Source organism: Vreelandella sp. F11, from assembly GCF_042466685.1.
GTDB lineage: Bacteria > Pseudomonadota > Gammaproteobacteria > Pseudomonadales > Halomonadaceae > Vreelandella.
On sequence record NZ_CP170448.1, the window covers coordinates 2,887,567 to 2,902,545 of the forward strand.

General features: G+C 55.4%; 16 protein-coding genes. 5 read left to right on the forward strand and 11 right to left on the reverse strand.

Going from position 1 to position 14,979, the window contains the following annotated elements:
* Window positions 1-4: 4 nt before the first annotated feature.
* The 3 genes from ACFIOZ_RS13240 to coxB are packed head-to-tail and all read right to left on the reverse strand — an operon-like array spanning window position 5 to window position 3,955.
* Complete coding sequence (locus ACFIOZ_RS13240) at window positions 5-370, reverse strand: hypothetical protein (protein WP_386078471.1); 366 nt, start codon at window positions 368-370, stop codon at window positions 5-7.
* A gap of 4 nt (window positions 371-374) precedes the next feature.
* Window positions 375-2,915: a cytochrome c oxidase subunit I gene (gene ctaD, locus ACFIOZ_RS13245; protein WP_386078473.1), complete on the reverse strand. Its 2,541-nt coding sequence runs from the start codon at window positions 2,913-2,915 to the stop codon at window positions 375-377.
* A complete protein-coding gene (gene coxB, locus ACFIOZ_RS13250) occupies window positions 2,912-3,955 on the reverse strand; it encodes a cytochrome c oxidase subunit II (RefSeq protein ID WP_386078476.1) in 1,044 nt (347 codons plus the stop codon). Before coxB ends, ctaD begins: the two co-directional genes overlap by 4 nt.
* A gap of 36 nt (window positions 3,956-3,991) precedes the next feature.
* On the opposite strand from coxB, the gene ACFIOZ_RS13255 reads away from it, so the two are divergent.
* On the forward strand, window positions 3,992-4,453 hold the full coding sequence (locus ACFIOZ_RS13255) for a DUF2231 domain-containing protein (protein ID WP_035583470.1): 462 nt from the start codon (window positions 3,992-3,994) through the stop codon (window positions 4,451-4,453).
* A 19-nt stretch (window positions 4,454-4,472) separates the two neighbouring features.
* Here ACFIOZ_RS13255 and ACFIOZ_RS13260 read toward each other — a convergent pair whose 3' ends face one another.
* The 8 genes from ACFIOZ_RS13260 to ACFIOZ_RS13295 form a co-directional block, all read right to left on the reverse strand.
* A complete protein-coding gene (locus tag ACFIOZ_RS13260; RefSeq protein WP_386078479.1) occupies window positions 4,473-4,898 on the reverse strand; it encodes a CopD family protein in 426 nt (141 codons plus the stop codon).
* Between the two features lie 80 nt (window positions 4,899-4,978).
* Window positions 4,979-5,779, reverse strand: coding sequence for a DUF2797 domain-containing protein (locus ACFIOZ_RS13265; protein WP_386084078.1), 801 nt, complete (start codon window positions 5,777-5,779; stop codon window positions 4,979-4,981).
* A 43-nt stretch (window positions 5,780-5,822) separates the two neighbouring features.
* Window positions 5,823-6,107, reverse strand: coding sequence for a YeaC family protein (locus ACFIOZ_RS13270; protein WP_088700504.1), 285 nt, complete (start codon window positions 6,105-6,107; stop codon window positions 5,823-5,825).
* 10 nt (window positions 6,108-6,117) lie between these two features.
* Window positions 6,118-6,969 carry a rhomboid family intramembrane serine protease gene (locus ACFIOZ_RS13275; RefSeq protein WP_386078483.1) on the reverse strand — a complete coding sequence of 284 codons (852 nt, stop codon included), beginning with the start codon at window positions 6,967-6,969 and terminating at the stop codon, window positions 6,118-6,120.
* A 254-nt stretch (window positions 6,970-7,223) separates the two neighbouring features.
* Window positions 7,224-8,210 carry a metallophosphoesterase gene (locus ACFIOZ_RS13280; protein WP_386078485.1) on the reverse strand — a complete coding sequence of 329 codons (987 nt, stop codon included), beginning with the start codon at window positions 8,208-8,210 and terminating at the stop codon, window positions 7,224-7,226.
* Between the two features lie 2 nt (window positions 8,211-8,212).
* A complete protein-coding gene (locus ACFIOZ_RS13285; RefSeq protein WP_386078488.1) occupies window positions 8,213-9,157 on the reverse strand; it encodes an NAD(+) kinase in 945 nt (314 codons plus the stop codon).
* Between the two features lie 63 nt (window positions 9,158-9,220).
* The gene (locus tag ACFIOZ_RS13290; protein WP_386078491.1) at window positions 9,221-10,090 is read right to left on the reverse strand and encodes a carboxylate/amino acid/amine transporter; all 870 of its coding nucleotides are present in this window, start codon (window positions 10,088-10,090) and stop codon (window positions 9,221-9,223) included.
* A gap of 88 nt (window positions 10,091-10,178) precedes the next feature.
* Window positions 10,179-10,724: a YqaE/Pmp3 family membrane protein gene (locus ACFIOZ_RS13295; protein ID WP_386078494.1), complete on the reverse strand. Its 546-nt coding sequence runs from the start codon at window positions 10,722-10,724 to the stop codon at window positions 10,179-10,181.
* A 232-nt stretch (window positions 10,725-10,956) separates the two neighbouring features.
* Here ACFIOZ_RS13295 and ACFIOZ_RS13300 point away from each other — a divergent pair, with 232 nt between their 5' ends.
* From ACFIOZ_RS13300 to putP, 4 genes are all read left to right on the forward strand, one after another.
* A complete protein-coding gene (locus ACFIOZ_RS13300; RefSeq protein WP_386084080.1) occupies window positions 10,957-11,364 on the forward strand; it encodes a CBS domain-containing protein in 408 nt (135 codons plus the stop codon).
* A 266-nt stretch (window positions 11,365-11,630) separates the two neighbouring features.
* Window positions 11,631-11,990: a hypothetical protein gene (locus tag ACFIOZ_RS13305; protein WP_226250973.1), complete on the forward strand. Its 360-nt coding sequence runs from the start codon at window positions 11,631-11,633 to the stop codon at window positions 11,988-11,990.
* A 74-nt stretch (window positions 11,991-12,064) separates the two neighbouring features.
* Window positions 12,065-12,898, forward strand: coding sequence for an AraC family transcriptional regulator (locus ACFIOZ_RS13310; RefSeq protein WP_386078497.1), 834 nt, complete (start codon window positions 12,065-12,067; stop codon window positions 12,896-12,898).
* Window positions 12,899-13,372: 474 nt separating this feature from the next.
* Window positions 13,373-14,866 (forward strand): sodium/proline symporter PutP, encoded by a 1,494-nt coding sequence (gene putP, locus ACFIOZ_RS13315; RefSeq protein ID WP_386078500.1) that lies wholly within the window; start codon window positions 13,373-13,375, stop codon window positions 14,864-14,866.
* The last annotated feature ends 113 nt before the right edge of the window (window positions 14,867-14,979 follow it).

Consider the following 14,979-nt stretch of genomic DNA (forward strand, 5'->3'; position numbering starts at 1 on the left):
CCACTCACAGACAAGGCGGAATGCCGATAATCGGCATTGCCGCAAACACAACGCCTAAGGTAGAGAAAAGATACAGCCCAGCAGACACCGAAGCATTAAAGCGCAGCCGCCCGACCTGGCGCTTGGCTATCCGGCAACAGCCCACTGTTAACGCCGCCAATAACGCAATTGCTAGGATACTGACCATCAGCAGCATGGCATTCACCAGGTTAAAAACCCCTTGCTCGGGAGCAGGCGGCGCGACTGCGCAGGCGACCGCATGCCCACCATAAACCGCCACAAACCAGATACACCATAGCGTTAAACCAATAACGAAATGCAAGGGATGGGTGAGATGTAGGCGCTGCATTACACTGTTCGCAGTCGTCATCAGCTTAGCTCCCTATTATGCGTGGCAGTACCGCGAGCGCACCCACCAGTATCCAGAAGGTCACCAGGTTATAGCGCCACCACTGGGCAACCACGGCGGGCTCGAAAGGCGCATGAGCACCCACATAGCCATAGCCCACTCGCAGGCCTTGAAGCAGGGCCAGCACGGCGCCTAAACCGCCGTGCAGCAGAGCATAGGCCAGTCCGACCATAATGATTGCATCATGGGAGGTCTCGGTCACCGCCAAATCTGCACTCAGCAGCACCCACAGCGTCACCGCTACCTGCACCAACCCAAGGGCGCTGATGCAATACATGCCCGCTGCCAGCCCCGCATCCCTACTCTGTCGCAAACCGCGAACAAGTTTTTCGAAAATTCCCGTGCCCGCGGTTAGCGCTGCCCCGGCAAGGATCAATCCCAGCAAGGAGAGCGGTGAAGACTCGGGCATCTGCCACTCTGGAGATACCGTCCATAAATAGAACCATCCAAATAGATAGGAGAGGAAGAACGAGCCATTAGCGAGTAGCGTGATCGACATGGCCCAAAGGCCGGGGCCATCCATGGTGCGAGAGTGCAGCGGTGGATCGCCGGGGGCAACCTCCGCATCCGGCGCGGCTTTGGGATGCGCCCCGTTCTCCCACGACCAGCGCAGCAGAAATAGCCCCGCAATAATCACCGCAATGCCCGCCAAGGGATAAAGGCGCGTTAGCAGGCTAATACAGACGACCGCCAGCGCCATGGCAGCAAACAGCGGCCACCATGAGTTACCTGGCAGGTGAATGATTTCGCGCACCTTGCCGGTTATCGGGTCGCTGCCCCACATTTCCCGGCGGCCATGAGTCGCCACCGCCAGGCTATGCTGCCCTTCTGCCATGGTGCGGGGCAGGTCGGGATCATCCCATAGTGGGTGGCGCGTCTCGATCTTTGGCAGACTGACAAAGTTATAGGCGCTGGGCGGCATACTGTTGGCCCACTCCAGGGTGTCCGCGTTCCAGGGGTTGTGCTTAGCGGGTTTGCCAAAACGGAAATGCAGCGCAAAATCGAGCAGCACCATGGCAATCCCCGCCGACATGATAAAGCTACTCATGGACGAGAGCAGGTTGAAAATATCCCAGCCCATGCCCGTTTCATAGGAGTAAACCCGCCGCGGCATACCCAGCAGGCCTGTCCAGTGCATGATCAGGAAAGTGCCGTTAAAGCCCAAGAAAGTCAGCCAAAAGCCCCATTTGCCCAGGGTTTCAGACGGCATCCGACCTGAAAACAGTGGCAGCCAGTAGTAAAGCCCGGCAATTAGTGGGAAGAACATTCCGCCCACCAGCACATAGTGCATATGCGCCACCACAAAGTGGGTGTCGTGCACCTGCCAGTTAAACGGCACCAGCGCCAGCATCACCCCGGTTAAGCCGCCACACACAAAGATAATCAGAAAGCCCATGATCCACAGCATCGGCAGTTTCATCTTGGGCTTACCCAGCCATAGCGTGGCCAGCCACACAAATACCTGAATCGCCGTGGGCACTGCTACCAACATACTGGCGGCGGAGAAGAACGCCTGGGCCAACTGAGGGATACCCACGGTAAACATGTGGTGCACCCAGAGCCCAAAGCTGATAAAGCCTGTCACGGCAATGGCAAACACCACCCAGCCATAGCCAACAATCGGACGGCCAGCAAACACCGGTATCAGCGTGGAGACTATGCCCGCTGCAGGTAGGAAGATGATGTACACCTCGGGATGGCCAAACAACCAGAACAGGTGCTGCCAAAGAATCGGGTCGCCGCCGCCGGCCACTTCAAAAAATGGCATCCCCACCGCGCGCTCAAGCTCCAGCAAAATACTGCCCAGAATCAGCGGCGGGAAACCGACCACGATCATCAAAGCCATGGCGAGGATATACCAGGCAAACAGCGGCATTTTGTGCAACGCCATGCCCTGGGTGCGGGTACGCAGTATTGAAACCACCAGTTCAACCCCTGCAGAGAGCGCGGAGATCTCAACAAAGGTAATCCCTAGCAGCCAGAAATCCGAGCCCAACCCCGGTGAGTATTCGCTGCTACTCAGCGGGGTATACATAAACCAGCCGCTATTCGGCGCCATCTCCAGCACCAAACTAAACGACAAAATAATGCCGCCAAACAGATAGCACCAGTAGCCCAGCGACGTTAGCCGGGGGCAGACCAGATCCCGGGCACCGATCATCTTGGGGATCATATAAATCGCCAATCCTTCCAGCATGGGGATGGCGAACAGGAACATCATCACCGTGCCATGCATGGTGGTGACTTGGTTATAGATATCCGGCGACATAAAGTCTTGATCAGGCAGCGCCAACTGGGTGCGCACCAGCATGGCTAACAGCCCGCCGAGCAAGAAGAACGCCATCCCGGTTATCATAAAACGTAAGCCGAGCGTGGTGTGGTTAACAATGGTGAGGGCTTTCAAACCACGTGGGTTACCCCAGATCTCGTGCAAGTCGCTGTGCAGTTGATGGGGGCCTTTGATGTTATCGCCTTCGGGGGTCGCTTCACGGTTGATAGTGGTCATGGGGTGAGCGTCTCCAGCCAAGCACCCAGGCTCTCCAAGGTGGCCGTCTCAATAGTATCGTGGGCCGGCATTTTGTTGCCCGGCTTTAAATCTTGATGGTGCTGTAGCCAACGGGTTACTGCCCCCTCCTCCATGGCCATAATCCCCGCCCCCAGACTTGTCCGGCTGCCAAGATCGGAAAGATCCGGCCCCTCGCCTCCCGAGGAGAGTCCCGCTACCCGATGGCAGCTCGCGCAATGAGTCATAAAGGCCTCCCTGGCCGATTCATGCTGTTGATCGTTTTCCGCTAGCGACGACAATGCGTCTGTTTGGCGAGCGGCAAGCCAAGCCTCGTACTCGTCGCGCTCGACGGCTTCGACATAGAGCTGCATTTGGGCATGCTGGGCACCGCAGAACTCGGCGCACTGGGCGCCAAATACCGCCGGTTCATCCGCTTCCAGGCGGATCTTATTAACCCGCCCAGGAATCATATCGATCTTTCCGCCCAGGCGAGGCACCCAGAAGGCGTGAATAACGTCCGCGCCGGTAACGTGAAAATCGACCGGTTCTCCGGCCGGCATAATGAGCTGATTAGCGGTCACCACCTCGCCCCCTTCCGCGCCTGGGTAGCGCACTTCCCACCACCACTGATGGCCAATCACCTCAATCACCTCCGGCGGCTCTCCCAGTGGCAGCGCTAAAAGTCGCTGCCCAGTGGGCACCCCGAAGGCCAGCAGCGCGGTAATGCTTGCCACCGGCAGCACAATGCCGCCGCCAATAATCCAGCGGCGCGCTATTTTTCGCTCATCAGCAGGCGTTCGCGTTACTTCTTTGCGCTTGAAGGTATAGAGCCAAAAAGCCGTGACCAGCACCAAAACCAGGGTGCCAAACCCTAGCATTACCCACCAGATCATCACCACATCTCGCGCGGCCGGGCCTGCGGGGTCTAAAATAGACTTATCCCCCGCGCAGCCGGTTAGCAGCAGCCCAGCGAACAGCACCAGCGTTACGCCAAGTGAGTTGACCCGCTGCGGGGTTAAGCGTTGAATAGTGTGCCTCACCCTTTGAATTGCTGTTTCGGCCCACAGGAAGTGACCATGGCAAAACCTCGTCAACGCTCGATTAAAAGCCGCGCCTCCCTCGCCGGCCATCCGCTTCATCCCGTGATGATCCACTTTCCCGTCGCGGCCCTGATGGCGCTGGTGGCAAGCGATATCGGTTACCTGCTGAGCGGCGATCCCTTCTGGTTGCGCGCAAGCCTGTGGCTGGCCGGTGTCGGCGCTTTTGGGGGCTGGATTGCCAGCACGGCTGGGATTATCGATCTGGTTACCGTGCCGCGCATTCGCCGCCTGATTACCGGCTGGAGCCACGCCATTGTCGCGGTGGTTATGCTCTCGTTGGCGTCGCTGAACTGGCTGCTGCGCTTCAACGACCCCAGCGCAATTCTGCCCTGGGGGCTGGCCGTCTCGCTGGTCACCGCCGCGTTGATCGCCCTGGCAGGCTGGCTGGGTGGCCAGCTGGTGTATGAACACGCGGTGGGTGTCGAGGTTGAGGATTAAAGATTTATAAGACATGGTGTTAGCTCCAATCCAGCGGTTTTGCTAACACAAACCCCAGCACGCTTAGAATGCCTGCTAAGGCTAAGCAGAGCGCCGTCCAGTTGGCGGGCTTAACCCAGCGATAGTGACCCATCTCAAGACGCAGGATTAACCAGCCAAAGCAGCCGTGCGCAGCCACCATGGCGACCACGGCGCCCAGCTTTAAGATCAGCCAACCACCCAGCAAGCCATGGATAAGAAACAGCAGCGTGCCTGAGGCAATCGCCACCAGGGCAGCTGGGGTAGCAATGGAGTTATAAAAAAAACGCGGCATGGGCGGCGTGCCTTGGGCGAAGCCCGCGTCTTTGCGCAGCTGTAGCGCCTGACTGAGCAAAGCAGGCAGATAAAGCAGAGAGCCGCACCAGATCACTAGCGCGGCAATGTGAAGCAGTTTTAGCCAGGGCATTGGGGGCTTCCTTGCGTTGCATAAGGCGGGATCACATCACCCCCTAACCTTAGTCAAAACCCCCTCATCTGGCTAGCCGGTTAACACACTTGTATCTCGTAACCCGTGAATTTGCGTAGATTTATCACCCCGCTATCGAGGATTAAATACTGCCCTTTGACGCCTTGCAGCACGCCTTCCACCAGTGGCTGCTTGTCAAAATTGTGCGATACCACTTTTTTGGGGAACACACTAACGGGGTAGTGGAAATGCTGGGGTGGCGCTTCCAGCGTGCGAATCGAATCACTGCCGTGGGTCTCACGCAGTTGGTTCAAGCCACTGTCTAACCGATTGAGCAAACAGTCACGCTCGAGGCTTAAATCCAGGGTCTCGACATCACCCTTGAGCATCGCCCGCCAGTTGGTGCGGTCTGCCACCTGCTCTTTGAACAGCATTTCGACAAACCCGGACTGCTGACGGGTATCCACTTCAAGAATCGGCAGCGCCTGAATCGCGCCTTGATCCAACCAACGGGTGGGCATTTGGGTTTTGCGGGTAATGCCCACTTTGAGCCCCGACGAGTTAGCCAAATAGACGATATGCGGCTGAAAACAGTGCCGCTCGCCCCACTCCGGCTCACGGCAGGTACCTTGGAAATAGTGGCAGGTTTCCGGCTTCATGATGCAGGTATCGCATTGGGCTAGCCGCTTGAAGCAGGGGTAGCAGTGGCCCTGGGCAAAGCTCTTCTTGGTTGCTCGCCCGCAGTGGGTACAGGCAATCGCTCCCGTCCAGCGCAGGCTGAGCGGCTCACCGATACGCTCATTAAGGGCGATACGATGTTCGCCCGCACGCAAGTGGTAAATCACCGGTTGATCTTGGCAGCTGGGCAAAGCCGCCGCCATTTTGCTTAAACAGCCCTGTACTGAAAAGCCCGGTACTGCTGCTTCAATCACGCGTGGCATCCCGTGCCAAGCCGGCCATCTCAGGCGTCACACCGGCACCACTCGCTGCCGCTCCACAGGTACGCTGCTCCAGATAGCCTACTCGGTTCTCTTCTGGCACGTTGTTCTCCACCTCAAAACGCATGACTGCCTCCAAACAGAGCTCGGTCTGTTCCGGCGTCAAGCGGCGACCGTCGGGCCATTTGCGCAGCGATACCGCCTGTTTAAGGCTTTCGTAAATCGCCGGGGTCATTTGGTTGATCATTTTTTCGAACGTCATTTCGCTCATTGCAGGCCTCTTAACGATTTTTCAAACGGCGGGATGAATAGTACCAGCCCGTGGCCAACCCCACGAGTAGACCACCCAAGTGCGCTTCATTAGCGACATTGCCAAAGCCAACGCTGCCTGCCATATCGGTCATGGTGAACACCATCCACCCCAGCATAAAGACCACCAGCATTTGGGGGACGAAGAAACCACTGCGGGGCACCCGGCGAGACATTAACCAGACATGCGCCAGTAAGGCGTAAACGACGCCTGACATGCCGCCAAATAGGACGGTACCGGTTGCGTACTGCGCCACATTGGCGCCAATCCCCGCCACAACAAGCAGCAGTAGCATGGTACGGCTGCCCTGGAGGGCCTCGACCTGGCGGCCGAAATACCAAACCCACATCAAATTGAAGATTAAATGCATCCAGCCAAAGTGCAGAAAAGCGGGCGATAACAAGCGCCATACTTGGCCTGAGGTCAGCGTTTGGGTCAGATTGCCGAACGCCAGTTCACCACCCGAAATACCTATCGGCACGATGGTTAGCGTGACGATCAACTGGTCGCCAAAAACAGCAATCAGTGCAAATATCACCAGGCTAATAACAATCATCAGCGCCGTCACCGGCACTTGTTTTAGCGCTACCAAGGAGTTGGCCATCGTGCGTGGTTGCTGTCTAGGCTTCTGAAGCACCAGGGGCTCCCCCTGCTGCCAGCGCTCTAATAGTGCTTTAAGTTCATTAAGCTGGCGTGGGTCGGCGATCCATAGCAGTTGGCCGTCGGCCTCATCGGTAATGCGGTGACCAATGCGATGGCGCCATAGCGCCTGGCGCAGTTCGCTGGTATCCACGTGATCGGGCAGAAGCATCACTGGATGCATAACATCCCCCTAATCAAAGCGCTTGCGGCATGCTGACCGCAGCGGATAGCTATTGAAGATAACGACTGAAATGAACCCTACGAAGGGCCAACAAACAGGCAAAAAAAACCGGCGGTGGAAACCGCCGGAGAATAAAAGCAAGGGATCATTCAAGGGAACACTTACTCTGATAGCCGACAGCAGGGTTAGTTCAGCTGTTTTGAAAAAAATATGTAATTTTATGTAATCAAAAGAAACGTTTGTTATCACCGCAATTAATCAAAATCGATTTCCCAGGGTTTAGGCAGCGCCCGCTCCTCTTTTGGCACTTTAATCCAGACAAAATGATCGGCATTTAAGATCGTCTCTCCGCTCCAACGATAGGCCACTAAACGCCCATATTTGACGGCGCTATAGTCCAGGCAGGCGATATTATTGGCCGGCAGTGCCGGTATCCCCTCGCACCAGTAGTGACCAATAAACAGCGGCGGCTGTTCTGGCCCGTAGTAGCTAAGTTTCTGGCGCTCTTGGTCGGTCAATTCACGGGATTCAAGATCACCAGGCAAATTATCCGGCTGGAAGACCACATCGCCCCACTGCTGGGGCGCCTTGGCCCAAAAATGGGCACGAAAACTTTTCCGTGTGAAACCATCACCAGAGTGTATCGCAATACCTTCAGGCAGTGAGACATGGGGGCCGCGAGTGAGACGATCCAGGATCCTAAACGCCTGAGTGGAAGAGTCGGTGGACTCGACCAGAAACTGCGTGTCCATGCAGCCGTCTGGTCGGCGCTGTTTGAGCTCCTCAATCAGCCCCTCATCCCAGCAGGCATGTACCACGCGGATACCATCGATTTCCAAGCACAGCGGGATGGTTTTAAACCACGCCAGCGTATCTTCCCACTCGTTGGTATAGTCGCGATACTGTTCTAGGGTGTCTTGAATAATCCGATTATGCCGCGGCGTGTGCTCGCGCAACCAGCGTTTATGGCTGCCTGCTGGCCCGGGGTGGGTATACGCCAGGGCGTTATATTCGTGATTCCCCATGACGATGTACGCTTCTCCCTGCTCGACCATTCGACGGGCAATGGTCACTGCCAGGCGGATTCTTGGGCCGCGATCAATCAGGTCGCCCAGAAAGATTACTTTACGGCGGGGGTGGCGATAAACACCGTTGCGCTGGTGATACCCCAGTTTTTCCAGCAGTGCGGCCAAGGTAGCACCGCAGCCGTGGACATCCCCAATAAGGTCATAGCCCTCCATAATCAATCCCCCAGCCGATTGCTCCAGCCTAATTTGCTGCGCAACACTTCGTAGAAATTATGGCCGATGGGATGCACCAGTTGGATTCGCTCGGGCTTGCGGGTTATCACCAACACATCGTTGGGTTTGGCCACCGCGCGGGTCTGTCCATCGCAGCTGATGTGCGGATAGGATTGATTGGTTTCGCCAATGTGAATGCGTATTTCGCTGGCGGCATCAATCACAATGGGGCGACTCGACAGCGTATGGGGGAACATTGGCACCAGCGTCACCACATCCAGCTTGGGATGCATGATCGGCCCGCCACCAGAGAGCGCGTAGGCCGTAGAACCGGTGGGAGTTGCAACGATCAAGCCATCGCTGCGCTGGCTATAGACAAACTGACCATCAATAAACAGCTCAAACTCAATCATGCGCACCGCTTTGCCAGGGTGGAGCACGACTTCGTTCAAGGCGTCACCATTACCTACCGCTACACCGTTACGATAAAGCACGGTATCGAGTAAGAAACGCTGTTCAACCTCAAACTCCCCCGCCAGCACTTCACTGACGCGGGTTTCCAACTCATCTGGAGAAATATCGGTAAGAAACCCCAGGCGGCCTCGATTAACGCCCAGAATCAGCGTACCGCTGCGACATAGCGCACGTGCGGCACCCAACAAACTGCCATCGCCACCTACCACAATTACCAAGTCGCACAGCTCACCCAACATCCGGCGGCTCGCTTCCGGTTGGCCGTGATGCGGCAAGGCTGTGGCAGTGCGGTCTTCCACTAAGACCGAGTAATTATGGGCAGTCAGGTAGGTCACCAGGCGCTGAAGGGAGTCGATCACTTTGTCGCTCCCCAGCCGACCAATCAGCCCGATCGTTTTAAAAGGCCTACCTGATTGATCGCTGGAGCGGGACACACTCCCTGGCTTAGCGTCTGCTGATAAAGTGTTGCTCATGGGCCGACTCTCGCTAACATAAGCCGCCATTATGGGGACACCTCAGCTATCGGGCAAATAGGCTTAGCTAACGGCCACTTGCCGGCGCTGACACCACCAGTGGTTGAGCCATAGAGAGGCGGCCATAATAACTGCCCCCAACAGCAAGCGCGGAATATCCGCATCGCGGTTCCAGATCACTAAATTGACGATTAACCCAGCCGGAACCAGGGCATTGTTCATAATCGCCAGCGTGCCAGCATCCACTTTGGTGGCCCCCTGGTTCCAGGCAAAATAGCCGACACCAGACGCGACCAGCCCCAACCATGCAAGGACGCCCCACTGCAGTGAGGTGGTTGGCAGTGCTGCGCTGTTACCAAACAGTAAATAGGCGGGTAGAGCTACGATCATCGCGCCAATAAAGAACCAGCCAAACACGTTATGCCATGCCAGTGTGGGCGGTAGGTCAGCGGCTAGACGACGATAGCCCACTTGGCCAAGCGCGAAACAGAGGTTGGCCCCCTGAACAACTAAAAAGCCTGTCCAGAAGCCGCTATCAACGCCGTCATAGCGTATAACCCCTGCCCCAACTACCGCGAGTAGCGCGGTGACAAGATAGATCGGTGTAAAACGCCCAAACAGCAGGTCATCCAGCAACGCGATATAAATAGGCGTAAAAATAGTGAATAGCAGGACTTCAGGTACCGATAGCAGCAGAAAAGATTGATAGAAGAAAGTGTACATCACGCCCAACTGGATGGCGCCTAAGCCCATCAGCGCCAGCCGCTGTTTAACTTGCAGCAAGCTTGGGCGTAAAAACGGTAAGAACACCAGCGTAGCAAGCGTTACCCGCAGCAGCACCGCGAAGTAGCTGTCGACCTGGCCCGCTAGATAGACCCCTATCAGCGAAAAGGAGAAGGCCCATAGAGCAGTGACGCCGATCAGATAACCCATCGTAAACCTCAATCTATTATTTAGTTTACGCGAATTATACGCACTTGAAGGGGAGTGCCAAGCAGTAAACGCCTTTAGTAGGTGCTAGTTAACGCCGCTGCAACCACCAAACCGCATGCACAACGCCTGGCAGCCATCCTGCTAGCGTGAGCAGCACGGCTAAACCAACACGTTTGCCTCCCCCCAGGGTTAAACCCACCGCCAGCGGAGGCAGGAGTATCGCCAGCGCATAATAGGCAAGCTTTAACGCTCCAGGCTCAGGCGCAGTTTGCTCTGTTTGTGGCTCAGGGGCCGCTCTGGGTGGTTCGACCTCGACAGCAGCTGATTCAGCTTTAGGTGGCGGTGTGAAGTGCTCCACAGTGCTGGAAGCGGTCTCAGTGGAAGCTTTTGCGGCCCGCTCTTGGGCAAGCCGATGGGCCTCTTTATCAATTTTCTGCTCTAGGGTTTCAGCCCCTTCAGCAAGATCATCGTGGTGACGCTCCCAATCTTCCCAATCGTGAGGCGTCCCCGATTTTGGCCGTTGGTGCCCGGCCCCCCGTGCGCGCTCCCAGGCTTTCTCCTCCAAGGTATTCGGCCGATCAGGGTCTCGGTCAAGCCCCACCCCTTTGCGATTTAAGTACTCACGTGCATCCATGGGTGGCTCCTTAATGCGTTAATTTGCAGGTCATTTGGGTGGTTAGAAAATTAACGGCTCAGAAAATTCAGTACTTACAGCGTTGAATGAAGACAGCTTGCAGACAAAACAGTGCGGATTAAATCACCTACAGTGAAAGAGTCGCTGCTACTTTAGCACTTAGACCAGATCGCTTTGCTTGCGATGCCCTGCTTGCCATAGCGATTACTACGATGAGCAAGGAGTGTCCATGATGAATAGAGCAACCCCCAGCACTGTCCGCGATATCATGTCCCGCGATTGCTACCGTGTCTCACCCAACGCCTCGGTCACCACCTTGGCTAAAGGGCTGGCACTTCACCGCCTGCCCGGCGCGCCGGTCGTGGATGATGCCGATCGTTTAATTGGCTTTATTTCAGAACAGGATGTCATGGGCCGTGTGCTGGACAGTATTTACCATGATGACGAAGCACCCTTGGTAAAAGAGATGATGCGCCACGAAGTGCTCAGTGTCTCTCCCAATAAAAGCATAACCGACCTGGCCCAGGAGATGCTGGGCTCAAAACCTAAAGTCTATCCGGTGGTTGAGCAGCAGCGGCTGGTAGGAATCGTGACACGACGTGATATCCTGATAGCGCTATTAGCTATTCGCCGCCATTAGCAGGGTTGTTAACGCCCAAGGCAAGCTTTTGACAGAAAAAATCTTTAGCCAAAAAAAACCGCTACTCAGGGAGTAGCGGAAGCAAGGGATCAAAACAATAGAGCCAGAACAACAACTTTAGCGACTGCTATCGCGATGTTGCCTGTACATACTCAGACACGCTGTGAAGTAAAAGTTCGCAAAAAAGTAAAATTTTCGACCCTAGCGGCGTCAAGCGTATAATAACGTAGCTATTTATTAACGGATGACGCCCAGGAGCAGAGCGAATGGCGCTGTATTTATTAGTGTTTGGAGTCTGCTTACTCGTCATTGGTGCGGTAATGCTGGTGCTGATGACGTCAAGCACCCCACGCTACCGCACTGAGCCCAAAGATTTACTAGCGGTGTTTGATAAGGCGCTCAACAGCCAAGTGAGCGAAACCGAGTGGAACGCAATAATCGGTTACCCCATTCGACACAACGAGTACTTGGACAATATTAGACGTCGCGCTGCGCACTTAATGGAGCAGCATGGACGGCGGTGGATGGTTGCCCAAGGTAAGCCACTTCTCAATCAGGAAGGTCAGGCAGAACTGCAGGCCCTTCGCGACCACTTACACGCCCACACTGCCCTTCGCCAGCAGTAGCTGACGCGGTTTAAAGGCGTTTTGCGGTTCAGGAGTCCGACTGCAAATGACCTAATGCAATTCAGGAGAACTGCATGCCCAGCACTATTCGACAGATACCGCTAGCTAGCGCTACCCATCACCACACCCATGATTTTCATCAGATTGTGATTACGCTGTGCGGCTCTTCAGAATTTGAAATTGAAGGCTTAGGTGGCCGAGTCAATGCCTTTTCGGGCTGTATCGTTCCCGCAAACCACGAGCATTACTACTCAGGTTACGGTCATAACCGTCAGTTAATTTTCGATCTTCCGGAAGACGCTCCCGCGCTAACCGGCGAGAATCGCGAACTGGTAGCGCTATTCGATGCCCCACGCTTTTTTGGCCTGGATAACGCTCTGCGCCACTACCTGGAATTTATGCAAAGCGAGCTTGCTCAAGGGTTTGATACGTCGACTAACTCCTTTCAGCAAGACCGTTTAGCCGCCACACTGCTGGGCTCACTCAAGGCGCGCCTGGGTACTGCCGCTAACAGTGCTCAGCAGCGTCTGGATTTGACGCGGATCAACCGCTTTATTCGCCAGCACCTCGCGGAGGATCTGCGCGTTGCTGATCTAGCGCGGCTAGCCTGTCTAAGCGAAGCGCACTTTTCCGACTGCTTTCGTGCTCAAACGGGGCTTTCACCCTGGCAGTACGTAAAGCGCCAACGTCTGCATGCCGCCCGACAGCTGATCCTGCAAAGTCGCCTGCCACTCACGGATATTGCGATTCAAACCGGGTTTGCCAACCAAAGTGCACTCTCTCATGCATTTCGTCGCAGTTACGGATTGTCGCCACGCAAATTACGCCAAGCGGATGCACCACCGGTAGCCATTAATCCATCAAAAGCTGCTTTAGGGACAGTAGCAAGCCAGCAAAAGCTCTACTAAAGTCGTATAACTGCTGATCTTACCGCGGAATTGACACGTTTTGCCGTGGAATCAACATACACCAGAGATGACGGCACTCTACATTCGCTTATTTACTTGGGCGTCATGCCCTGTTACCCATTTGCTCTGTACCTACAACGTTTCGTGGCTGAGGAAACCAATACCAATAACACCGCTGCATTAGGCGGGAACGCGTCGCTGCTGGCGCTAGGGGATGAGTGAGCCACTCATCAACATCATGAACCTGAACTCCTGAACAGGAAACTAACTTATGGTCGACAATAATATAGGGATCACTGCTTACCAAGGTACCAACAAGCTCTCTGACTTAATGATTGGTGGATGCTCGTTTGGCCTTCTGACGTGAATAAACAACAGGGGCAATAAAAACAACGCGGTTTACTACTGGGCTCTACCCGGTGACCGCACCAATAGGTCGGACCTAGTTCCTTCCTGACGAACTGGAGAAGTTACATGGCTATAGGTGTCTGGATCAGTCTCATTGCGTACTTTGTGCTCATGGTCGCCATCGGTATTTATGCGATGCGCAAATCCACCTCTTCCTCTGAAGATTACATGCTGGGTGGTCGTACCCTCAGCCCTAAAGTAGCGGCTCTGTCGGCCGGTGCTTCGGATATGAGTGGCTGGTTGCTGCTGGGTTTACCTGGGGCAATGTTTGTCTCTGGCTTGGGTTCCGCCTGGATCGGCATTGGTTTGCTCGTTGGGGCGTTATTCAACTGGATTCTGGTCGCTCCGCGCCTACGTGAACAGACCGTTCACTATGGCAATGCGATCACCATCCCAGCCTTCCTGGCAAACCGATTCCCGACCCGATCCATGTCACTGCGTACCGTGTCGGCCATCGTCATCGTCGTATTTTTCGCCGTTTACACGGCCTCAGGCCTGGTGGCTGGCGGCAAGCTGTTTGAAAGCGCGTTCTCAGGCATTTACAACTTCGGGGATATGAGCAACTACGCCATGGGCGTCATGATCACCCTGGGCGTGGTGCTTATTTACACCGTTGTCGGTGGTTTCCTGGCCGTGAGCATGACCGACTTCGTACAGGGCTGCATCATGATGCTGGCCCTGGTGATCATGCCGGCGGTGGTACTCTTTGGTGAAGGTGGCGGCGGCTTTTCGCAGGCCTCACAAACGCTGAATGAGGTCGACCCTACTCTACTCTCCTGGACCTCGGGGCTCACTTTTATTGGCTGGCTCTCGGCAGTCACCTGGGGGCTGGGTTACTTCGGTCAGCCGCATATCATTGTGCGCTTCATGGCCATCCGGACACTCAAGGATGTACCGATTGCCCGCAACATCGGCATGGGCTGGATGCTTATCTCGCTGATCGGTGCTGTGTCTCTGGGTATCTTTGGCCGCGCTTATGCCATCCGTAATGGCCTGGATATCGAAGATCCGGAAACCATCTTTATCGTCCTGGCAAACCTGCTATTCCATCCGCTGATTACCGGCTTCCTCTATGCAGCACTGCTTGCTGCGGTCATGAGCACCGTTTCCAGTCAGCTGTTGGTGGCCTCTTCGTCACTCACCGAAGACTTCTACCGTCTATTCCTGAACAAGACAGCCTCTGAGGCACAGTGTGTGGCCGTTGGCCGTGTCAGTGTAGTGCTGGTGGGCATTGTCGCAGCGGTTATTGCCTCTGACGAAAACTCCCAGGTTCTAGGGCTGGTCAGTAACGCCTGGGCAGGCTTCGGTGCTGCCTTTGGCCCGCTGATTATCCTATCGCTGATGTGGTCACGCACCAACGGCAATGGTGCTATCGCAGGCATGGTGGTAGGCGCACTCACCGTAATGGTCTGGATTGCACTCGGCTGGAACGGCTCCTTTATGGGTGGCCCGGGCGTTTACGAGATTATCCCTGGCTTTATCGCCTCCTTCATTGCCATCATCGTCGTAAGCAATGCCACCGACGATGTCGGTGAATATCAGCATATCGAACGCAAATAAGCGCTCAAGATACATTTAGCGTATCAAGAGGGCTCCCGCGGGAGCCCTCTTCAGGTTAGAGAATGACTACATTCTAACCGGCGCAGCAACGCCAACCTGTCGGCTAGCAAGGA